The organism is Streptomyces sp. NPDC044044 (assembly GCF_056434405.1).
On the sequence record NZ_JBWKFG010000010.1, the window covers coordinates 53,837 to 74,364 of the forward strand.

Here is a 20,528-nt window from a genome sequence, read left to right on the forward strand (position 1 = left end):
TCAGTCGCCGAGCCCCGCCAGGTCCCGCAGGCGACGCCCCTGCGCGGCACGCTCGGCGGTGCGCTGCTCCTCGTACGTACGGCCGGACACGCCCTGCAGCAGCGCCTTGGTCTCGATGACCGCGTCGCGCGGCGCGGCAAGGAGCGCGGCCGCCAGGTCGTTCACGGACGCGTCGAGTTGGTCCGCGGGCACGACGAGGTTGGCCAGGCCCACGCGCTCGGCCTCGGGCGCGTGGACGAACCGCCCGGTGGCGCAGATCTCCAGCGCACGGGCGTAGCCGACAAGTCCCACGAGGGGGTGCGTGCCGGTGAGGTCGGGCACCAGGCCCAGGCTGGTCTCGCGCATGGCGAACTGCACGTCGTCGGCGACGATCCGCAGATCGCAGGCGAGCGCGAGCTGGAAGCCCGCACCGATGGCATGCCCCTGGACGGCGGCGACGGACACGATGTCACTGCGCCGCCACCAGGTGAACGCCTCCTGGTATTCGGCGATCGTCGCGTCGAGGACGCCGTCGTCGCCACGCGCCAAATCGATGAATGACGGCTCACCGTCGAAGCCCTCGGGCGTGAACGCCTGGCGATCGAGGCCCGCGGAGAAGGACTTGCCCTCACCGCGGAGCACGACGACACGGACACTGCCCGGCAACATCCGGCCTGCCTCGGCCAACGCCCTCCACAGCGCGGGAGATTGGGCGTTGCGCTTGGCCGGGTTGGCCAGCGTCACCGTGGCGACGGCCTCGTCGACAGTCAGGCGTACGCCGTCCTTGTCGAGTACCGGTGCGGATCCGCCGAGTTCACTGCCGGGCGAAACCATAGGAGCCTCCGATGGTGGTGTGCAGTCGGTCCGGACGCGTGTACGCGCCGGTAAGTGACTGCACAGTAACCACCCGGCCGATCAGTCGATCGACCGGGTGGCCACCGTCGAAGCCGGTGAACCGCCCGCAGCCGTCAGCCGGCTGCGGCCTTCTTGCCTCGCGTCGCCCCGCCGCGTCCCCGCAGCGTGACGCCGGACTCGCTGAGCATGCGGTGCACAAAGCCGTACGAACGGCCCGTCTCCTCAGCCAACGCCCGGATGCTCGCACCGCTGTCGTACTTCTTCTTCAGGTCTGCCGCGAGCTTGTCACGCGCGGCGCCGGTTACCCGGCTGCCCTTCTTCAGAGTCTCGGCCACCCGTGCCTCCTCATAGGAAGTGCGCTCTGGACTTCTCATGATCACCCCTCCCGGGCTTCCTGGCCACCCATTCGGCAAGGTCCGTACGACGAGGTTTCCCGCCGGAGAAGGCGGCACCACGAGCGGAATTAACGATTCCGCGTGTCGAATTCCGTACGGCCGAATGGGTTGTGGGACGAAGTGCCAGGTCAGCGCGGTGGCAGGCGAGACAAGGGTTCGACGCCTCTGCCGCAAGGAAAATCCGTGTATCCCACACTTCGGTACGAGGAGACCTCACACAGATGAAGGATCACGGATCGGCCGAATGATCCATACGCTGTGGATCAGTTATTCGATCAACCAATGTGGACACCCGGCGGCACGGTCTCGCGCACCGCACCGGGCGCCACACGGATCAGGCGAGCGCGACCAGATCCGCGTAGTCCTGGCCCCACAGGTCCTCGACACCGTCGGGCAGCAGGATGATCCGCTCCGGCTGGAGCGCCTCCACCGCGCCCTCGTCGTGCGTGACGAGGACGACCGCGCCCTTGTAGGTGCGCAGCGCGCCGAGGATCTCCTCGCGGCTCGCCGGGTCGAGGTTGTTGGTGGGCTCGTCGAGGAGCAGCACGTTGGCGGAGGAGACCACCAGGGTCGCGAGCGCCAGACGGGTCTTCTCGCCGCCGGACAGGACACCCGCCGGCTTGTCGACATCGTCCCCGGAGAAGAGGAACGAACCGAGCGTCTTGCGCACCGCCACGAGGTCGAGGTCGGGCGCGGCCGAGCGCATGTTCTCCAGGACCGTGCGCTCCGGGTCGAGGGTCTCGTGCTCCTGCGCGTAGTAGCCGAGCTTGAGGCCGTGGCCCTCGAGGATCTGCCCGGTGTCGGGCTTCTCCGCGCCGCCGAGGAGGCGCAGGAGCGTGGTCTTGCCCGCGCCGTTGAGGCCCAGGATGACCACGCGTGAGCCCTTGTCGATGGCGAGGTCGACGTCCGTGAAGATCTCCAGCGAGCCGTACGACTTGGACAGTCCCTCGGCCATCAGCGGGGTCTTGCCGCAGGGCGAGGGGTCCGGGAAGCGCAGCTTGGCGACCTTGTCGCTCTGGCGGACCTCGTCGAGGCCCGCGAGGAGCTTGTCGGCACGCTTGGCCATGTTCTGCGCGGCGACGGTCTTGGTCGCCTTGGCGCGCATCTTGTCGGCCTGCGAGTGGAGCTGGCTGGCCTTCTTCTCGGCGTTCTGGCGCTCGCGCTTGCGGCGCTTCTCGTCGGACTCGCGCTGCTGCTGGTAGAGCCGCCAGCCCATGTTGTAGACGTCGATCTGGGCGCGGTTGGCGTCCAGATAGAAGACCTTGTTGACGACCGTCTCGACCAGTTCGACGTCGTGGGAGATCACGATGAAGCCGCCGCGGTAGGACTTGAGGTAGTCCCGCAGCCAGACGATGGAGTCGGCGTCGAGGTGGTTGGTCGGCTCGTCGAGGAGCAGGGTGTCGGCGTCCGAGAAGAGGATGCGGGCCAGCTCGACGCGGCGGCGCTGACCACCGGAGAGCGTGTGGAGGGGCTGGCCGAGCACGCGGTCGGGGAGGCTGAGCGCGGCGGCGATGGTGGAGGCCTCGGCCTCGGCGGCGTAACCGCCCTTGGTGAGGAACTCCGTCTCCTGGCGCTCGTACTGCTTCATCGCCTTGTCGCGGGTGGCGCCCGAGCCGTTGGCGATGCGCTGTTCGTTCTCGCGCATCTTGCGGATCAGGGTGTCGAGTCCACGGGCGGAGAGGATGCGGTCGCGGGCGAGCACGTCCAGGTCGCCGGTGCGGGGGTCCTGCGGGAGGTAGCCGACCTCTCCGGAGCGGCTGATGGTGCCGCCTGCCGGGATGCCCTCACCGGCGAGGCACTTGGTGAGCGTGGTCTTGCCCGCTCCGTTGCGGCCCACCAGGCCGATGCGGTCGCCCTTGGCGATACGGAAGGAAGCGTTCTCGATGAGGATGCGGGCGCCGGCGCGCAGCTCGATGCCGGAAGCGGTGATCACGGACAGACTCCTGGGCAGGGGGGATGGACGGCGGAAGGTTTGAAGGCGATCACGCCGTCTAATGCACGAGGAGAATGGCCATGCGGCCAATTCTAACGGGGCGGTGCAACCTCATTTTCTGCCCGGGTTCCCACGCCGTCGGGGCCGCCGCCCGGCAGCTCGTTGCCCAGGGGTGTTCGCCGGGGCACGATCCGGCCGAGGTCGTCCACCGCGATCAGCTGCGAGGTCCAGGGCGTCGCCGCGTCGGCGCAGGGCTGGGCGACCATCAGGGCGCTCCCGTGGCGCACGGCACGCGCGGGCTCGAAGGCGCAGCCCGGCCGGGCGGGCAGCACCCAGCGCAGGTCGCCGTCGGCGCTGCGGTAGGCGGCGATGCGGTGCGGGGTGACGACGGCGAGCATGCGGCCGCTGGGGTCGAGCGGCTGCAGGACGCCTGCGGCGCCGCGGGCGGCCGGAGAGCGGAGCCAGGGCGCGCTGCCGGGGATGGCGCGGTGCCAGCGGACGGAGCTGCCGTCGGCGCGCGCGGTGTCGGTGACCAGACCGTCGTTCCAGAGCGTGATGGCGTGCCCGGGGGCGGGGAGCACGGTGAGCGGACGGGCTCCCTCGCGGCTGTAGGTCCAGCGCGGACGGCCCGTCGCCGGGTCGTACGCCTCGACCGCGCGGCCCGTGCTCCGCAGCTCGGGAGGCGCGGTGCCGTCGGCCACGCGCGCGTGGACGGTGACGTGGTCTCCGTAGGGGGCGGGCCGCGAGTGGTGGGCCGCGGTGATCAGCGGCAGGGCGAGGAGGCCGAGGGCCACCGGGAGCGCGAGCCGCGAGCCGCGGCGGGCGGGCACCGGTCCCACGGGCCCGGCTGCGGCCACCTCGAACGGCACTACGGACACGACGCCCCCTCTTCGACACCCCTGCCGGTACCTCTGCCGGTACCGCTGCCCACGAACAGGCGCAGAGCGTAGCGGCGGCGTCACCGTGCGGCCCCGGGCGGCGGCCGCGACACGGCGCGCCGTTCGGCGAGGGTCCCCCGTTCGGACCCCCGTCCGGCGCCGCGCGGGGTGGGGCATATCAGGATGAAGGCGCCGACATCTCGGCACAGGGCGGCCACACTCCGCCCCGGATGCGAGGCAGAGGGTGGTGCGCCCATGCAGTTCGACGACGACGCCGATCTGGACACGTCCGAGGTACAGGATGTGCGGGGCAGCCGGATTCCCGGCGGCAAGGCGACGGTCGGCGGCGGCATCGCGGGCCTGATCGCGCTGCTCCTGGGGCTGTTCTTCGGGGTCGGCCCGGACCAGCTCGGCCTCTCGTCCGGCAACGAGGAGCCCGCCGCCACCTCATCGTCCCTCGCGCAGGTGCAGCAGAGCTGCCGTACGGGACAGGACGCGAACACCAAGGAGGACTGCCGCATCGTGGCGGTGGTCAACAGCGTGCAGGACTACTGGCGCGCGGAGTTCCGGCTCAGGCAGGCGAGCTACTCCCCCGCCCCGACCGTCCTGTTCACCAGCCGGGTGGGCACGGCGTGCGGCGCCGCAACGTCGGCGGTCGGCCCGTTCTACTGCCCCGGCGACCGGAAGGTCTATCTGGACCTGGGCTTCTTCGAGGAGCTGCGGACGAAGTTCGGCTCCAGCGGCGGCCCGTTCGCGCAGGCGTACGTCGTGGCGCACGAGTACGGGCACCACGTGCAGAACCTGATGGGGACGCTGCAGCGCGCCCAGGACGGGCGTACGGGACAGAACAGCAACGCCGTCAAGGTCGAGCTGCAGGCCGACTGCTACGCGGGCGTCTGGGCGCGGCACGCGACCCGCACCCCCGACGACAAGACGGGCAAGCCGCTGATCACCAGCCTGGACGACGCGGACATCCGCGAGGGCCTGGACGCGGCGGCCGCGGTCGGCGACGACCGCATCCAGGAGAAGTTCCAGGGCCGGGTCACCCCGGAGTCCTGGACGCACGGCTCGGCCGAGCAGCGGCAGCAGTGGTTCTACCAGGGCTACCGCACCGGCGACATGGGGCAGTGCAACACCTTCCGGTGAGGTGCTACACCCCTCCGGTGTGCACCTGGAAGGCCGCACGGCGCACGGCCTTGGCCAGCGCCGGGTCGGGGTGGGCCGCGGCGAGGGCGACCAGGACCTGGACGGTGCGGGGGTGGCCGATGCGGCGGACCTCGTCGAGGAGCGCGGGCACCGTGGGCTGCACCGCGGACTCCAGGTGGCGGATGAGGAGATGGGTCTCCCCGTGGTCGGCGACCGCCGCGGCGGTGTCGACCCACAGCCACGTCGACTCGTCCCGCGTCAGGACGAGGTGGACGTCCTCGGGGTCGGCGCCCTCCTGCTCCGCGAGCCAGATGAGGGCGTAGGGCCGCAGCGAGGTCTCGTCCACGACGGCCCGCACCTCCGCCTCGGCCGGGGCGCCGACCACCCGCAGGGCCTCGAAGGCGAGGCCGCGCAGGAGGGCGTCCTCGCCGCGGGCCGCGTCCAGGAGCTCGGTGACGGCGCTGCCCACGGGGCGGGCGGCGAGCCAGGCGCGGTACTCGGAGCGGGCCGCGTTCGGGCGCAGCCGTGCGCAGCCGCGGAGCATGTCGTCGGCGGACTGCTCGATGTTCCCTGCCGGGCTCTGCGCGGCCACGCAGATCTGCTCCAGCTTGACCCAGACCGCCCAGCTGCCGAGCGGCGTGAGCGTGGCCTGCCCGTCCGCGTACGTCAGCGCGCCGACGGCGGCGAGGCCGCGCAGCGCCCAGTCGAGGAGGGTGGCCAGGGACGGGGTTTCGGCCGGGTCCACCGGCTCGGGCTGCGGGCCGTAGGGGATCTCGCAGCGTTCCGTGCGCAGTTCCGTGACGCGCTGGTCGAGGAGGTCCAGGAGCTGCGCCACGGGCACGGGGCCCGCGGAGAGCTGCAGCAGGGTGAGGAGCTGCGGCATGGCCTCGACGGTCTCGGCCACGGTGGCGGGGGCCAGTTCGCGCGATGCCGCGTGCGTGAGCGACCAGGCGTCGAAGAGGGCGACCCAGCCGCGCAGCACGGCGGCGTCGTCACGGTCCCAGGCGCGCAGCCGCCAGCCGGGGCGCGCGCTGTCGCCGTGCACCTCGATGAGGCCGGCCAGGCGTGCGGTGTCCCAGTCGGCGCGGACCTGATCCGGGGTCAGCGCGAGTTCCGCGGCGGCCCGTTCGGCGGTCTCGGCGGAGAGTGTTCCCCGGCCGCCTTTGGCGTCGGGCGCTCCGGCGTCCGCGCCGGACGCTCCCGCGCGGCCGCGTCCCGGACGCAGGGACGTGTCGGCCCAGCGGGCGACCTTCACGGCGTCGGCGAGGCCTTTGCGCGCCATCCGGGCCAGCTCTCCGGGGGCGGGTGTGCCCTCGGGGGGCCGGGGCGCGGGACGGCGCGCACGCTGCTGCGTCACTGCGCCGGGGGCGGTCAGGGGTCGCGCTGTGCCGCGCTCCACCCCCGCTCGCCTCTCGGCCCTGGGGGACTGAGCGCGGACGAGTCGGAGCCTTGAGTCGCGCGGGATACGGGACGTCACGGGAGCAGTCTTCCTGTTGACGGTCCGAAAACCCAAACGGAATGCCTTCGCGAGGCTCCGGAGCGCTACGTCGGAAGGCTGTGGCCCGCTACATCAGAGGCGTGAGGAAGCGCCGCAGCGCCTCTTCATAGCCCGCGGGGTCGGCGTTCCACATGGCCCCGTGGGGCGCATCCGGAACGGTGTGGAGAGTGACCAGTTCCGGCCGCCGCTCGGCCAGTTGACGGGAAAGCGCCCAAGGGGCGATCACGTCGTCGGGGCCGTGGAAGAGGAGCGTGGGGACCTTGAGCACCTCGGGGTCGGCGGCCTCCAGGATGCGGTCGCCGCGCAGGCCCGTACGCCCCTGGGCGGCACGCACCGCGAGCGGCAGGAGGGGCCCCGGCGTGCGCCGGGCCGCGGCGAGCGCCCGCAGGGTGGTCTCCCAGTTCAGCACCGGGGAGTCGAGGACGAGTCCGCTGATCCTCTCGCGCAGGGCCGAGTACGCGGCGGCGTGCAGGGCCATGGCCGCGCCGGTGGACCAGCCGTGCAGGATCACGTTCCGGGCGCCGTAGCGCACGGCGTAGCGGATGGCCGCGTCCAGGTCGCGCCACTCGGTCTCGCCGAGGTGGCCGAGGCCGTCCGGGGAGCGGGGCGCGCCGAGATCGCCGCGGTAGGCGAGGTCGAGCACCGGGAACTGCTGGCGGTGCAGGAAGTCCATGACGACCATGGGGTGCTCGCGGGTCGTGCCGAGGCCGTGCACGGTGATCACCCAGGTGTCGCGGACCCCCGGCACGAACCAGGCGGGCAGACCGCCGAGTTCGCCGGGGATGTCCACGTCAGCGTGGTCGATGTCCAGCGCCGCGTGCGGGTCGCCGATGTGGACCTGCGGGGTGAGCCAGACCTTGTCGCCTGGGTCGAGGGAGCCGTGTGTGACGCGCTCCAGGCGGCGTACGACGGTGTCCGCCGCGTGCGGCGCGGTGTCCAGGACGGGCCCGATCACCGCATGGCTGCCGTTGCCGCTGAGGCCGTACGTGCCGGGGCGCAGGCTGGCGAGGGCGCGGGTCAGGGTGATCTGGCCCGCGGCCGTGGAGTGGACCGTGAGGCGGGGCTCGGTCGGCAGCGGGCGGCCCGACGGCGCCTTCAGGGCCGCGTTGCTGGCGAACCGGCCCGCGGCGACGGCGGCTGCGCCGCCCAGGAGGGCGGTCGTGACGGCGGTGACGGCCGTTGCCGTCGCTTTGGCTGGGCGCACCTGCCCAGTGTCGGGCCGCCGGGTGCCCACGGCCAGTGGGCGGGGCCCGCGGGGTGATGTCACTTCCGCCACGGGCCCGCGCGCCGGGGGCCGTCAGCCTTGGCCGTAGCCCCGCAGCCTGTCCTCCGCTTCCCTCAGCTGGCCGGCGGACAGGAGCGTGGGGGCGTGCCCCGGGATCGCGCTCGCCGTCAGCCAGAGGCGGGACATCCATTCCAGCTGCGCCGTGCGGTCGTACGCCTGGTCCAGAGTGTCTCCGTAGGTGATGGTTCCGTGGTTCTGCAGCAGGCAGCCTGTGCGCTCCCTGAGGGCCCGGAGCATGTTCTCGGCCAACTCGTCGGAGCCGTACGGCGCGTACCGGGCGACCCGGGCCGGGCCGCCGAGTGCGGCCGCCATGTAGTGGATGGGCGGCAGCTCCGGGACGAGCGTGGAGACCGCGGTGGCGTGCACCGCGTGGGTGTGGACGACGGCTCCGGCGTCCGTGGTGCGGTAGACGGCCAGGTGCATGGGCAGTTCGCTCGTCGGGGCGAGATCGCCGAAGAGCTGACGGCCTTCCGCGTCGACGCCGACCGCGTCCTGCGGTCTCAGACGGTCGTAGGGCACTCCGCTGGGGGTGACGAGGATCGTGTCACCGACGCGCACCGAGACATTGCCCGATGTACCGACCACCAGGCCGTCCGCCACCGTCCTGCGGGCCGCCGCCACCAGCTCGCCCCACGCCCGCTCCATCGCGTCCTGCCGGTCTTCGCCCCGCTGCTCCGTCATGCCGTGATCCTGCCAGCCGCGGGCCGCGGCACCGCCGTGCGGAGCCCCGGAGTCCGGATCGGAGTCCGGCTTGGCGTCCGGATCGGAGTCCGCAATGCCGCGAAGGGCGGCAAAACACCCTCACACCCGAATGGCTTGCGGTCGACCGACATTCAACGATCTTCCAGTACTCTCCGGGGGATTTGTCCCGCACGTCGCCATCCGGGGGGAAATATGGCTCGTGACCCCAGAACGTCCCGTCGCCGCACTCACGTCATCGCGGCCTCGGCAGCGGCTCTGGCCCTAGGGGGAACCGCCCTCTCCGGGATTCCGGTTTCCGCGGCGGGCCAGCCGAGGGGGCACGACGTCTCGTCGCACCAGAAGGACGTCGACTGGCAGAAGGCGAAGAGCAAGGGCGCACGCTTCGTCTACGTCAAGGCCACCGAGTCCCACACGTACCGCAATCCCCACTTCGCCCAGCAGTACAACGGCTCCCGCAGCGCGGGCATCATCCGCGGCGCGTACCACTTCGCCGTGCCGAGCAAGTCGTCCGGCAAGAAGCAGGCCGCGTACTTCATGAACCATGGCGGACGGTGGCGGGCGGACGGCTGGACGCTGCCGCCCGCGCTGGACATCGAGCACAATCCGTACAGCTCACGGAAGTGCTACGGCGTCAGCAACACCGGCATGGTCAGCTGGATCAAGTCCTTCAGCGACGAGGTCAAGCGGCAGACGGGGCGGCGCCCCGTGATCTACACGACCACCAAGTGGTGGAACGACTGCACGGGCGGCAGCCGCGCCTTCGGATCGAATCACGCGCTGTGGCTCGCACGCTGGTCGTCGACGCCGGGGGCGCTGCCCAAGGGGTGGTCGTACCTGACGATCTGGCAGTACGACAACAGCGGCGCACTGCCGGGTGATCAGAATCTCTTCAACGGCTCGCCGAACCAGCTGAAGAGCTTCGCCCGGGGATAGTCGGGCACCCTTGGAAGCCCGGATTCCGGGCCTCGCACCGCCCCTCCGGGCGATCTTCGTCAGGGCCATGACGGAACCGGAGCGGTGGTGCCCCGGATTGGGTCACCGCACGGCCCGGCCCAGTTCACTTTCCGTTCACCCTGGTTGCCTACGTTCCACTTGCCACTGACGTCCAACAGAAGCCTGGGTAAATGGAACACATCACGCTTCTCCTCGGGATCGTGATCGTTACCGCTCTCGTGTTCGACTTCACGAACGGTTTCCACGACACGGCCAACGCGATGGCAACCACCATCTCGACTGGCGCTCTCAAGCCCAAGACGGCGGTGGCCATGTCCGCCGTGCTGAATCTCGTCGGCGCCTTCCTGTCTGTCGAGGTCGCCAAGACGATCTCCGGCGGGATCGTCAACGAGGACGGACTGAAGACAGAGGTGATCTTCGCGGCCCTGGTCGGCGCGATCCTCTGGAATCTCCTGACCTGGCTGGTGGGCCTGCCCTCCAGTTCCTCCCACGCACTCTTCGGCGGCCTGATCGGCGCCGCGGTCATGTCGATGGGCTGGTCGTCGATCAACGGCGGCACCGTCGTCACCAAGATCCTGATCCCCGCGATCGCCGCGCCCCTCGTGGCCGGCATCGCCGCGACGCTCGCCACGCGCCTGACGTACCGCATCGGGCGCAACACCGACACCAAGGCGACCGCCAAGGGCTACCGCACCGGTCAGATCGCCTCCGCGGGCCTCGTCTCGCTCGCGCACGGCACGAACGACGCGCAGAAGACCATGGGCATCATCACGCTGGCCCTGATCACCGGCGGCGTCCTGAACCCGGGCGCCAACCCCCCGATGTGGGTCATCGTCTCGGCCGGTGTCGCCATCGCGCTCGGCACCTACCTCGGCGGCTGGCGGATCATCCGCACCATGGGCAAGGGCCTCACGGACCTCGCGCCGCAGCAGGGCTTCGCCGCCCAGACCAGCGCCGCGACCGCGATCCTCGCCTCCTCGCACATCGGCTTCTCGCTCTCCACCACCCAGGTCTGCTCGGGCGCCGTGATGGGCGCGGGCCTCGGCCGCAAGGGCGGCGTGGTCCGCTGGTCCACGGCGACCCGCATGTTCGTCGCCTGGGGCCTGACGCTCCCGGCCGCGGGCCTGGTCGGCGCGGGCGCGGAGTTCCTCACCAAGCAGGGCCCCTGGGGCGTCGCGGCGACCGCCGCGCTCCTCATCGGCGGATCCGCCGTCATCTGGGTGCTGTCCCGGCGCAACGCCGTCGACCACACGAACGTCGCCGACGACGAGATCCGCGGCTCCTCGGAAGCCGAGCCCGCCGGTGTCGTGACCACCGCGATGGCCGCCGTCTCCCCGCCGCCCACCGGTTCGGCCGTGACGGCCTCGGACATCGACCTCGTCAAGGCCACCATCCCGGCCCCGACCGGCACCGTGGCGGATCCCGCCCGGCCCGCCACGGTGTAAGGACAACTGACCATGAACATCGACTGGGCAGCTCTCGGCTCCGTATTCGGAGTCAGCCTCGGGGTGACGGTGGCCCTGGTGGGCCTCTTCACCCTCGGCATCGTCGGCCTCTCCAAGCGCGAGGCGGCGGCGACAACCGGCGCCACCGCCTCCACGACCTCCGCCGGCGGCCCTCCCGCGGCGGCACGCACGGGCGCGTACGTGTGCTTCGCGCTCTGCGCGGCGGCCGTGGCGTACGGGATTTACCTGATCGTCGCCTGACGACGACCACCGCCTCACAAGAGCCGGGTGGGACGCACCTCATGGGTGCGTCCCACCCGGCTTTCACGTGTCCGGACACCCCTCATTCACCCGAACGAGGACATGCGATGCAGCGAAGTGACATATGGCATACTGCTACTAAGCTGTCTGCTAGCGTCGGCTGCACATATGGCTCTCAGCCCTATGTCATTGAATCAGCAGCCATCACGACAGCGAGGAGCCACCATGTCGAGGGATGTCGACCCGAGCCTGAATCGCCGCAGGCTGCGCATCGCACTCCGCAAGGCCCGCGAGGCCACGGAGCAGTCACAGGGCCAAGCCGCCCAAGCCCTCGACTGGTCACTGTCCAAGATCATGAGGATCGAGCAGGGCACGGTCAGCCTCTCCGTGACCGATCTGCGCGCCCTTCTCCAGCAGTACGGCGTGACGGACCAGGAACTGGGCGCAGAGCTCGAAGCAGCCGCCCGCGGCTCCAAGGGGCCGAGCTGGTGGGCCAGGTACAACGACGTCATCGGGCCGCAGTTCAGTCAGTACCTGGGGTACGAGAGCGCCGCCGCATCCTTTCGCACGTACAACCCGATCATCGTGCCCGGCCTTCTGCAGACGGACGAATACGCGATGGCGCTCCTCACCCCGCGTCTGGACGAGGCGCAGGCGCGGAAGATCGTGGAACTGCGGACGGCACGCCAGGAGCGCGCCCTGGAGGGTGAGAACCCGCCGTGGACGTTCTTCGTCGTCGACGAGGCCGCGCTGCACCGGCAGGTCGGCGGACCACGCGTACAGCGCGCCCAACTGCAGCGCCTCATCGACATCTCGGAGCGCCCGAAGGTGTCCCTCCAGGTGCTGCCGTTCACGGCAGGCGCCCACTACTCCACCCTGAGCAGCTTCATCCTGCTCGGCTTCCTGGACGACGAGGACCTGCTCTACCTCGAAGCACAGGGAAACCAGTCGATCCGTGACGACCACGAGCTGATCGTGCGTCACCAGGAGTGCTTCGAGTCCCTCCGCGAGACCGCGCACGACGGAGAGAAGGCCCTCGACCTGATCCGTCAGGTCAGGGACGGCATTGACAGCAGCTGACCTCTCGGGCCCAAGGAGTCCGTGAGGAGCGAGGAGGCCTCAACATGCCAGCCGCGTTGCGAGAGTGGTGGCACGGGGTCCTCACGGCCATCGGGCAGGCGCCGTGGCGAAGCGGTGGTTCGGGTGGTGCGCAAGGTGGCGGTGGGGCCTCCACCGGCCCGGCCTCCGATGCCACCGTCGACACCTCTCCCGGACCGACACCGGCCGACGGCCCCACCTACAACCAGCTCGTCCGCGAGGCGATGGCCGACCAGGGCCGCACGGACCGGATGGACACGCTGGACCGCCATCGCACGGACGACAGTCTCCGGACGTTCACGACGAGGATCGTCTACTGCACCGGCTGCATACTCGTTCTGGTCCTGACGCTCACCGGAGTGCTCGTCGTCCTGAGCAGCGTCGGCATGACGGGCTTCTGGACGGTCGGCCCGGTGATCGCCGTCTTCTCGGCGCCCGTGGTCGCGCTGAGCCGCCAGCTCACCCAGCTGATCTCGCAGGCAGGGGCGACGCCCACGCTCAGCGACGACCGCCGTGCTGTGGTTCCCGCCCAGCGGCCCGAGCCCAGGGCCGAGGCCGATGATCCTGCCTGAACTCCGCCGAGCCCCACCAGAGCCCCATGGACACAGCGGCCGCCATGGCCGCGAAGGCCCAGACGGCCAGCCGGGCGGCCGTGCCCTCGACCAGGAGAGAAGCCGCCGCACCGACGAGGGCGGCAGCCGCGCCGAGCAGCACGCACCCCGCCACGACCACGACGGTCCCCGATGTCCCGCGCTTCCCCCCGTGCCCGCCTCTCACCAGGTGCCGCACTTCGGCGAGATGATGCTCGGTCATCCTGTCCCCCCTCCCTCTCCCCCGTCGCCGACAAGAGCGTTCAGGAACGCCTGCCAGTGCTCACCGGAGAAGACGACGCACGGCCCCGAGGGGTTCTGCGCATCACGGACGAACACCGTCTCCCGCACGAAGGCGACTTCGACGCAGTCTCCGGAGTACCCGCTGAAGCTGCTCCTGCGCCACAGCCGTCCCGACGACTTCTCATTGGCCACGCCGACCTCCCCCTACCGGAGAACCGGCGTCCCGCACGATAGCGCCGTGATCTCGGAGGGCCGACAGGTCCGCCGAGAACCACCACACCACGTAACGACCCGGACCAAATCACTCGTGGACCGCTCTCCGGTTGTCGCGTTCCAGTCTAGGAAAGTTCAATTTCCAGGCCTAGGGAAAAACCGGCCTCATGTGTGCCTCGGCACACTCTCCCGTCCCAGGTCAACGGCAAGTTGACGGGCGTTCGCGGGCGTGGTGGACTGCCGGAGCCATTACGGCGGCAGGAGAGGAAGCCGGTGCGAATCCGGCGCGGTCCCGCCACTGTCATCGAGGAGCGGACTCCTCGGAAGCCAGGAACTCTCCCCGCCGGTCACGTCGAACCAGGGCGCGGACACCCTGAGTGAGGACATATCGCCATGCGCGGCCGCCCGTTGCCGGTTCCTGTGCCCCTGTCTGTTCCCCTCCACGTACCGGCCGGCTGAACCCGTGCGTGCCGATCGCGACTTCGCGTACGGCGCCGCCGCCGGCCTCCTCGGTGATCTGTTCCTCGGCGATCCTCGTCGCGGGCACCCGGTCGCCGCGTTCGGGCGGGCCGCCGGCGTCGTCGAGCGTGTGCTGTGGCGTGACCACCGCGGGTGGGGCGCCCTGCACGCCGTGGTGTGCGCCGGGGGTGCGGCCGGTGCCGCCGCCCTGGTCTCCTCTCTCGTACGTGATTCCCGCGCCGCCTCCGTCGCGCTGACCGCCGCCACCACCTGGGCCGTGGTCGGCGGCACCTCCCTCGGGCGTGAGGCGCGGGCCATCGGCGGGGCGCTCGCCGCCGGGGACGTCGAGGTGGCGCGGGAGCGGCTGCCGCATCTGTGCGGGCGAGATCCGCAGGCGCTGGATGCCGACGGCATCGCGCGTGCCGTGGTCGAGTCCGTCGCCGAGAACACCTCCGACGCGGTGGTGGGGGCCTTGGTGTGGGGGGCTCTTGGCGGGGTCCCGGGGCTTGTCGGCTTCCGGGCCGTGAACACGCTCGACGCCATGGTCGGGCACAAGTCCGCGCAGTACCGGCGCTACGGATGGGCTTCCGCCCGCCTTGACGACGTACTGGGATGGCCGGGTGCCCGGCTCACCGCCGTGCTCGCGGCTGCCGCCGGGGACTCGCCGCGCGGTGCGCTGCGGGCCTGGCGTGACGATGCCGCCAAGCACCCGAGCCCCAACGCGGGGCCCGTGGAGGCCGCCTTCGCCGGGGCGTTGGGCGTACGGCTCGGGGGGACTCTCTCGTACGCGGGGCGTGTCGAGCACCGGCCCGTCCTGAACGGGGAGGGGCGGGGCGTCGAAATCGCCGACATCGAGCGGGCCGTGAAGCTGTCGCGGCGGGTGGGGCTGCTGACCCTGGGGGTCGCCGCGGCCGTGAGCACGATACGGAAAGGCAGGGCCTCATGAGTGGTGGACTGCTCGTCGCCGGGACCACGTCGGATGCGGGGAAGAGCGTCGTCACCGCCGGGATCTGCCGGTGGCTGGCCCGCAAGGGGGTGTCCGTCGCACCCTTCAAGGCGCAGAACATGTCCCTCAACTCCTTCGTCACGCGCGAGGGTGCCGAGATCGGGCGTGCCCAGGCCATGCAGGCGCAGGCCGCCCGGGTCGAGCCGAGCGCGCTGATGAACCCCGTGCTGCTCAAGCCGGGCAGCGACCGCAGCAGCCAGGTCGTCCTGATGGGCAAGCCCGTGGGCGAGATGACCGCGCGCGGCTACCACGGCGGGCGGCAGGAAGCGCTGCTGTCCACCGTCGTGGGATGCCTGGAGGAACTTCGGGGCAGCTATGACGCCGTGATCTGTGAAGGCGCGGGCAGCCCCGCCGAGATCAATCTGCGGCGTACGGACATCGTGAACATGGGGATCGCGCGGGCCGCCCGCTTCCCCGTGGTCGTGGTGGGGGACATCGACCGCGGTGGCGTCTTCGCCTCCTTCTTCGGGACGACCGCGCTGCTCGGCGCCCAGGACCAGGAGTTGGTCGCCGGGTATCTCGTCAACAAGTTCCGGGGCGACGTCTCGCTGCTCGAACCCGGGCTCGACATGCTTCTCGGACTCACCGGGCGGCGTACGTTCGGTGTGCTGCCGTTCCAGCACGGCCTCGGCATCGACGAGGAGGACGGGCTGCGGGTGTCCCTGCGGGGTGCCGTCAGGGAGTCCGTCGTCGCTCCCCCGGTCGGTGAGGACGTGCTGCGGGTCGCCGTCTGTGCGGTCCCGCTGATGTCGAACTTCACGGACGTGGACGCGCTGGCCGCCGAACCCGGCGTCGTCGTGCGGTTCGTGGACCGGGCCGACGAGCTCGTCGACGCCGATCTGGTGGTCGTGCCGGGGACGCGCGGGACGGTCCGCGCCCTTCAGTGGCTGCGCGAGCGCGGCCTCGCGGACGCCATCGCGCGGCGCGCCGCCGAGGGGCGTCCCGTGCTCGGGATCTGCGGCGGCTTCCAGGTCCTCGGCGAGCACATCGAGGACGACGTCGAGTCGCGGGCCGGAGCCGTGGACGGGCTCGGCCTGCTGCCCGTGCGCGTGCGCTTCGAGCGGGAGAAGACCCTCGCGCGGCCGGTCGGCGAGGCGCTCGGCGAACCCGTCGAGGGGTACGAGATCCATCACGGCGTCGCCCAAGTCCTCGGCGGAGAGCCCTTCCTGGACGGCTGCCGCGTCGGTGAGGTGTGGGGCACGCACTGGCACGGGTCGCTGGAGAGCGACGCGTTCCGGCGGCGCTTCCTCACCGAGGTCGCGCGGGCCGCGGGGCGCCGCTTCGTGCCCGCGCCCGACACCAGCTTCGGCGCGCTGCGCGAGGAGCAGCTCGACCTGCTCGGTGACCTCATCGAGGAACACGCGGACACGGACGCCCTGTTCCGTCTGATCGAGACCGGCGCCCCGCCCGGCCTCCCCTTCATCGCACCGGGGGCGCCCTCATGACCCTCCTGCCGCTGTCCCCTGCCCCGCCCCGCATCACGTAATGGAGGCCTTGTGAGTACCCCCTATCCGTTCACCGCTCTCGTCGGGCAGGACGACCTGCGGCTCGCCCTGCTGCTCAACGCCGTCTCGCCCGCCGTCGGCGGCGTGCTCGTGCGCGGGGAGAAGGGGACCGCCAAGTCCACCGCCGTGCGGGCCCTTTCCGCCCTGCTTCCGCAGGTGCCCGTCGTCGCCGGATGCCGCTTCTCCTGCGACCCGGCCGCACCCGACCCGGCCTGCCCCGACGGGCCGCACGACGCCGGCGGGGCCGCCGTGCGCGACGCGCGGATGGTCGAGCTGCCCGTCGGCGCGTCCGAGGACCGTCTCGTCGGTGCGCTCGACATCGAGCGGGCTCTGTCCGAGGGCGTGAAGGCCTTCGAGCCCGGCCTGCTCGCCGACGCCCACCGCGGCATCCTCTACGTCGACGAAGTCAACCTGCTGCACGACCACTTGGTCGACCTGCTGCTCGACGCCGCCGCCATGGGCGCCTCGTACGTAGAGCGTGAGGGCGTGTCCGTGCGGCATGCCGCGCGGTTCCTGCTCGTGGGCACCATGAACCCCGAAGAGGGCGAACTGCGCCCGCAGTTGCTCGACCGGTTCGGGCTCACCGTCGAGGTCGCCGCGTCCCGTGAGACCGATCAGCGGGTCGAGGTCGTCCGGCGGCGGCTCGCGTACGACGACGACGCCGAGGGCTTCGCCGCGCGGTGGCACGACGACGAGTCCGCGCTGCGGGAGCGGATCGTCGCGGCGCGCGCGTTGCTCCCCCAAGTGCGGCTCGGCGACGGGGCGTTGCGGCAGATCGCCGCCACCTGTGCGGCCTTCGAGGTCGACGGGATGCGCGCGGACATCGTGATGGCGCGTACCGCGACGGCGCTTGCCGCCTGGGCGGGGCGCAGTGACGTACTCGCCGAGGACGTGCGGCAGGCCGCTCTCCTCGCGCTTCCGCACCGGCGCCGGCGCAACCCCTTCGACGCTCCGGGGCTCGACGAGGACAAGCTCGACGACACGCTGGAGCAGGCCGACGACGGCAGCGACGCGGGGGACGGCGGGGACGACGACCCCGAGCCCGACGGCGACGGCCCCGGCGGGGGCGGGCAGCCGCCCCAGGGCGGACCCGACGCCCCTGACACCCCTGACACGTCCGACGCTTCCGACGCGCCCGCCGCCGACGACCGCCAGACCGGGCAGGACGACGACTCCTCCCCCGCACAGGTACCCGCGCAGGCCCCGGCCGGTGGCGGTGAGCAGCGGCCCGTGCAGGCCTCCGAGCCGTTCCGCACGAAGATGCTGACGGTGCCCGGCCTCGGGGAAGGCGCCGCGGGGCGGCGCTCCCGGGCGCGGACCGAGCACGGGCGGACCACCGGGGCCCGGCGGCCCCAAGGGGCGCTCACCAAGCTGCACCTGGCGGCCACCGTGCAGGCGGCGGCCCCGCACCAGCGGGCGCGCGGGCGCTCGGGGCGGGGGCTCGTCGTGCGGCGGGACGATCTGCGGCAGGCGACCCGCGAGGGGCGTGAGGGCAACCTCGTGCTCTTCGTCGTGGACGCCTCCGGGTCCATGGCCGCACGGCAGCGGATGAGTGCCGTGAAGGGAGCGGTGCTCTCGCTGCTGCTCGACGCCTACCAGCGGCGGGACAAGGTCGGGCTCGTCACCTTCCGGGGGTCCGACGCCGAGGTGGCGCTGCCGCCCACCTCGTCCGTCGACGCGGCCGCCGCCCGCCTGGAGACGCTGCCCACGGGCGGGCGTACGCCGATCGCCGCCGGGCTGCTCAAGGCGCACGACGTGCTGCGGGTCGAGCGGCTGCGGGACCCGGCGCGGCGTCCCCTGGTCGTGGTCGTCACGGACGGGCGGGCCACGGGAGGCGTGGAGCCGGTGGCCAGGGCGGGGCGTGCCGCGCGGCTTTTCGGGGCCGCGGGGATCGCTTCCGTGGTCGTCGACTGCGAGTCGGGGCACGTGCGGCTCGGGCTCGCCGGGCAGCTCGCGGGCGAGCTCGGCGGGACCGTCGTGACGCTGGACGAACTGCGGGCGGAGTCCATCGCCGGGCTCGTCAAGGACGTAACTGGAACTCGTATGAGGAGCGTGGCCTGATGCCTCAGGGACAGCCGAACGTGGTGCCGGACGACGGGCTCACCACGCGTCAGCGGCGCAACCGTCCGCTGGTGATGGTGCACACCGGGATCGGCAAGGGGAAGTCCACCGCCGCGTTCGGGATGGCGCTGCGGGCGTGGAATCAGGGGTGGCCCATCGGGGTCTTCCAGTTCGTGAAGTCGGCGAAGTGGAAGGTCGGTGAGGAGAACGCCCTGAAGGTGCTCGGCGCGAGCGACGAGGGCGGCCCTGTCGACTGGCACAAGATGGGCGAGGGCTGGTCGTGGATCCAGCGCGCGCCCGCCGAGGGCGAGCCGAGCCATGAGGACAAGGCCCGCGAGGGGTGGGAGCAGGTCAAGCGTGACCTCGCCGCCGAGACGTACCAGCTGTACGTCCTCGACGAGTTCGCCTATCTCCTGCACTGGGGGTGGATCGACGTGGACGAGGTGGTCGAGGTTCTCCGGAATCGTCCCGGACACCAGCACGTCATCATCACCGGGCGCTACGCACCCGAGGCCCTGGTCGAGTTCGCCGATCTCGTCACCGACATGTCCAAGGTCAAGCATCCGATGGACGCGGGTCAGAAGGGCCAGAGGGGCATCGAGTGGTAGCTCGGCTTGTCGTTGCCGCGCCGTCTTCCGGGTGCGGCAAGACGACCGTGGCCACGGGTCTGATGGCCGCGTTCTCGGAGGCCGGGCTCGCGGTGTCCCCGCACAAGGTGGGGCCCGACTACATCGATCCCGGGTATCACGCGCTGGCCACGGGGCGCCCCGGGCGCAATCTCGACGCGTACCTGTGCGGGCCCGGGATGGTGGCGCCCTTGTTCCACCACGGGGCCCGCGGCTGCGATCTCGCCGTGGTCGAGGGCGTCATGGGGATGTTCGACGGGGCCTCCGGGCAGGGTGAGCTGGCTTCCACCGCGCATGTGTCGAAGCTGCTCAGGGCGCCGGTGGTCCTGGTCGTCGACGCGTCCTCCCAGTCCCGCTCGGTCGCCGCGCTGGTGCACGGCTTCGCGTCCTGGGACCCGCAGGTGCGGATCGGGGGCGTGATCCTCAACAAGGTGGGGTCCGCGCGCCACGAGGAGCTGCTGCGGGACGCCCTGGAGGAGTCCGGGGTGCCGGTCCTCGGCGCGCTGGGGCGGGTGCAGCAGGTCAGGGCTCCCTCGCGGCATCTGGGGCTCGTCCCGGTGGCGGAGCGGCAGGCCGAGGCCGTCGAATCGGTGGCCGCGCTCGCCTCCCGGGTGCGGGAGGGCTGCGACCTCGAAGCGATCCTCGCGCTGGCGCGCAGTGCGCCCGCGATGACCGGTGAGGCGTGGGATCCGGGTGCGGAGGCGCAAGGAGCGCCGGACGGGCTGCAGGGCGGTGGCGCCGGGCCCCGGCCGGTCGTCGCCGTGGCCGGCGGGGCCGCGTTCTCCTTCTCCTACGCCGAGCACGCCGAGCTGCTCACCGCCGCGGGCGCCGACGTCGTGACGTTCGACCCGCTGCACGACGAGGAACTGCCGCCCGGTACCGCGGGGCTGATCATCGGCGGCGGGTTCCCCGAGGTGTACGCGCCCGAGCTCTCCGCCAACGAACCGCTGCGGAAAGTCGTCGCCGAGCTGGCCCTGAGCGGTGCGCCCGTCGCCGCCGAGTGCGCCGGACTGCTCTACCTGACCCGGGAGTTGGACGGAAAGCCCATGTGCGGCGTGCTCGACGCCCGCTCGCGGATGTCCGAGCGGCTCACCCTCGGGTATCGCGAGGCGGTCGCCGTGTCCGACAGTCCGCTCGCGGCCGTCGGGACCCGGATGCGCGGGCACGAGTTCCACCGCACCGTCGTCGAACCGGGCGCCGGGGCTGCTCCCGCCTGGGGTCTGCACTCCCCTGAACGACGCGTCGAAGGCTTCGTTCAGCAGGGTGTGCACGCGAGTTATCTGCACACGCACTGGGCCGCCGAACCCGGTATGGCCCGGCGGTTCGTGGAGAGGTGCCGGGGATGAGCAGGGGGCGGCCGGTGGCGGCCGGGCCGCGGGACGTGGCGTGGTGACCC

General features: G+C 71.8%; 19 protein-coding genes and 1 riboswitch. Of the genes, 11 read left to right on the forward strand and 8 right to left on the reverse strand.

Annotated elements, in window-relative coordinates:
- The 4 genes from AC07AG_RS33800 to AC07AG_RS33815 form a co-directional block, all read right to left on the reverse strand.
- Entirely contained in the window at positions 1-813 is an 813-nt protein-coding gene (locus AC07AG_RS33800) for an enoyl-CoA hydratase/isomerase family protein (RefSeq protein ID WP_478760053.1), read from the reverse strand.
- A gap of 134 nt (positions 814-947) precedes the next feature.
- On the reverse strand, positions 948-1,169 hold the full coding sequence (locus tag AC07AG_RS33805; RefSeq protein WP_249590717.1) for a helix-turn-helix domain-containing protein: 222 nt from the start codon (positions 1,167-1,169) through the stop codon (positions 948-950).
- 394 nt (positions 1,170-1,563) lie between these two features.
- Positions 1,564-3,162: an ABC-F family ATP-binding cassette domain-containing protein gene (locus tag AC07AG_RS33810; protein WP_361058237.1), complete on the reverse strand. Its 1,599-nt coding sequence runs from the start codon at positions 3,160-3,162 to the stop codon at positions 1,564-1,566.
- Between the two features lie 92 nt (positions 3,163-3,254).
- Entirely contained in the window at positions 3,255-4,040 is a 786-nt protein-coding gene (locus AC07AG_RS33815) for a PQQ-binding-like beta-propeller repeat protein (protein ID WP_478760054.1), read from the reverse strand.
- 255 nt (positions 4,041-4,295) lie between these two features.
- Between AC07AG_RS33815 and ypfJ the strand changes: the two genes are divergently transcribed.
- Positions 4,296-5,186, forward strand: coding sequence for a KPN_02809 family neutral zinc metallopeptidase (ypfJ, locus tag AC07AG_RS33820; RefSeq protein ID WP_478760056.1), 891 nt, complete (start codon positions 4,296-4,298; stop codon positions 5,184-5,186).
- 4 nt (positions 5,187-5,190) lie between these two features.
- Here ypfJ and AC07AG_RS33825 read toward each other — a convergent pair whose 3' ends face one another.
- The 3 genes from AC07AG_RS33825 to AC07AG_RS33835 all read right to left on the reverse strand — a co-directional run bounded on the left by AC07AG_RS33825 (position 5,191) and on the right by AC07AG_RS33835 (position 8,650).
- Positions 5,191-6,663: a hypothetical protein gene (locus AC07AG_RS33825; RefSeq protein ID WP_478760058.1), complete on the reverse strand. Its 1,473-nt coding sequence runs from the start codon at positions 6,661-6,663 to the stop codon at positions 5,191-5,193.
- 88 nt (positions 6,664-6,751) lie between these two features.
- A complete protein-coding gene (locus AC07AG_RS33830) occupies positions 6,752-7,888 on the reverse strand; it encodes an alpha/beta hydrolase (RefSeq protein WP_478760059.1) in 1,137 nt (378 codons plus the stop codon).
- 93 nt (positions 7,889-7,981) lie between these two features.
- Positions 7,982-8,650, reverse strand: coding sequence for a class II aldolase/adducin family protein (locus tag AC07AG_RS33835; RefSeq protein ID WP_478760060.1), 669 nt, complete (start codon positions 8,648-8,650; stop codon positions 7,982-7,984).
- Between the two features lie 213 nt (positions 8,651-8,863).
- Here AC07AG_RS33835 and AC07AG_RS33840 point away from each other — a divergent pair, with 213 nt between their 5' ends.
- The 5 genes from AC07AG_RS33840 (at position 8,864) to AC07AG_RS33860 (ending at position 13,001) form a co-directional block, all read left to right on the forward strand.
- Entirely contained in the window at positions 8,864-9,604 is a 741-nt protein-coding gene (locus tag AC07AG_RS33840; RefSeq protein WP_478760062.1) for a lysozyme, read from the forward strand.
- 191 nt (positions 9,605-9,795) lie between these two features.
- Complete coding sequence (locus AC07AG_RS33845; protein WP_478760064.1) at positions 9,796-11,070, forward strand: inorganic phosphate transporter; 1,275 nt, start codon at positions 9,796-9,798, stop codon at positions 11,068-11,070.
- A gap of 12 nt (positions 11,071-11,082) precedes the next feature.
- Positions 11,083-11,331 (forward strand): hypothetical protein, encoded by a 249-nt coding sequence (locus AC07AG_RS33850; RefSeq protein WP_478760066.1) that lies wholly within the window; start codon positions 11,083-11,085, stop codon positions 11,329-11,331.
- A 225-nt stretch (positions 11,332-11,556) separates the two neighbouring features.
- Positions 11,557-12,411, forward strand: a complete 855-nt coding sequence (locus AC07AG_RS33855) for a helix-turn-helix domain-containing protein (protein WP_478760067.1) — start codon at positions 11,557-11,559, stop codon at positions 12,409-12,411.
- 44 nt (positions 12,412-12,455) lie between these two features.
- Entirely contained in the window at positions 12,456-13,001 is a 546-nt protein-coding gene (locus tag AC07AG_RS33860; RefSeq protein ID WP_478760069.1) for a hypothetical protein, read from the forward strand.
- 237 nt (positions 13,002-13,238) lie between these two features.
- Here the strand turns inward: AC07AG_RS33860 and AC07AG_RS33865 are convergent, their stop codons facing one another.
- A complete protein-coding gene (locus tag AC07AG_RS33865) occupies positions 13,239-13,454 on the reverse strand; it encodes a DUF397 domain-containing protein (RefSeq protein WP_478760071.1) in 216 nt (71 codons plus the stop codon).
- 245 nt (positions 13,455-13,699) lie between these two features.
- Positions 13,700-13,833, forward strand: a riboswitch (cobalamin riboswitch).
- Positions 13,834-13,938: 105 nt separating this feature from the next.
- Here AC07AG_RS33865 and AC07AG_RS33870 point away from each other — a divergent pair.
- The 5 genes from AC07AG_RS33870 to AC07AG_RS33890 are packed head-to-tail and all read left to right on the forward strand — an operon-like array spanning position 13,939 to position 20,478.
- Entirely contained in the window at positions 13,939-14,880 is a 942-nt protein-coding gene (locus tag AC07AG_RS33870; RefSeq protein WP_478760072.1) for a cobalamin biosynthesis protein, read from the forward strand.
- Positions 14,877-16,385 carry a cobyric acid synthase gene (locus tag AC07AG_RS33875; RefSeq protein ID WP_478760073.1) on the forward strand — a complete coding sequence of 503 codons (1,509 nt, stop codon included), beginning with the start codon at positions 14,877-14,879 and terminating at the stop codon, positions 16,383-16,385. The genes AC07AG_RS33870 and AC07AG_RS33875 overlap by 4 nt, the downstream gene beginning before the upstream one ends.
- Positions 16,386-16,436: 51 nt before the next feature.
- On the forward strand, positions 16,437-18,506 hold the full coding sequence (locus AC07AG_RS33880; protein ID WP_478760075.1) for a putative cobaltochelatase: 2,070 nt from the start codon (positions 16,437-16,439) through the stop codon (positions 18,504-18,506).
- Entirely contained in the window at positions 18,506-19,114 is a 609-nt protein-coding gene (gene cobO / locus AC07AG_RS33885) for a cob(I)yrinic acid a,c-diamide adenosyltransferase (RefSeq protein WP_478760077.1), read from the forward strand. Before AC07AG_RS33880 ends, cobO begins: the two co-directional genes overlap by 1 nt.
- Complete coding sequence (locus tag AC07AG_RS33890) at positions 19,108-20,478, forward strand: cobyrinate a,c-diamide synthase (protein WP_478760079.1); 1,371 nt, start codon at positions 19,108-19,110, stop codon at positions 20,476-20,478. The genes cobO and AC07AG_RS33890 overlap by 7 nt, the downstream gene beginning before the upstream one ends.
- The last annotated feature ends 50 nt before the right edge of the window (positions 20,479-20,528 follow it).

Bases quoted from the DNA above. Each gene is read 5' to 3' on its own strand.
- AC07AG_RS33800 (WP_478760053.1), bottom strand. From the start codon at position 813: ATGGTTTCGCCCGGCAGTGAACTCGGCGGATCCGCACCGGTACTCGAC.
- ypfJ (WP_478760056.1), top strand. From the start codon at position 4,296: ATGCAGTTCGACGACGACGCCGATCTGGACACGTCCGAGGTACAGGAT.
- AC07AG_RS33835 (WP_478760060.1), bottom strand. From the start codon at position 8,650: ATGACGGAGCAGCGGGGCGAAGACCGGCAGGACGCGATGGAGCGGGCG.
- AC07AG_RS33840 (WP_478760062.1), top strand. From the start codon at position 8,864: ATGGCTCGTGACCCCAGAACGTCCCGTCGCCGCACTCACGTCATCGCG.
- AC07AG_RS33845 (WP_478760064.1), top strand. From the start codon at position 9,796: ATGGAACACATCACGCTTCTCCTCGGGATCGTGATCGTTACCGCTCTC.
- AC07AG_RS33850 (WP_478760066.1), top strand. From the start codon at position 11,083: ATGAACATCGACTGGGCAGCTCTCGGCTCCGTATTCGGAGTCAGCCTC.
- AC07AG_RS33855 (WP_478760067.1), top strand. From the start codon at position 11,557: ATGTCGAGGGATGTCGACCCGAGCCTGAATCGCCGCAGGCTGCGCATC.
- AC07AG_RS33860 (WP_478760069.1), top strand. From the start codon at position 12,456: ATGCCAGCCGCGTTGCGAGAGTGGTGGCACGGGGTCCTCACGGCCATC.
- AC07AG_RS33875 (WP_478760073.1), top strand. From the start codon at position 14,877: ATGAGTGGTGGACTGCTCGTCGCCGGGACCACGTCGGATGCGGGGAAG.
- cobO (WP_478760077.1), top strand. From the start codon at position 18,506: ATGCCTCAGGGACAGCCGAACGTGGTGCCGGACGACGGGCTCACCACG.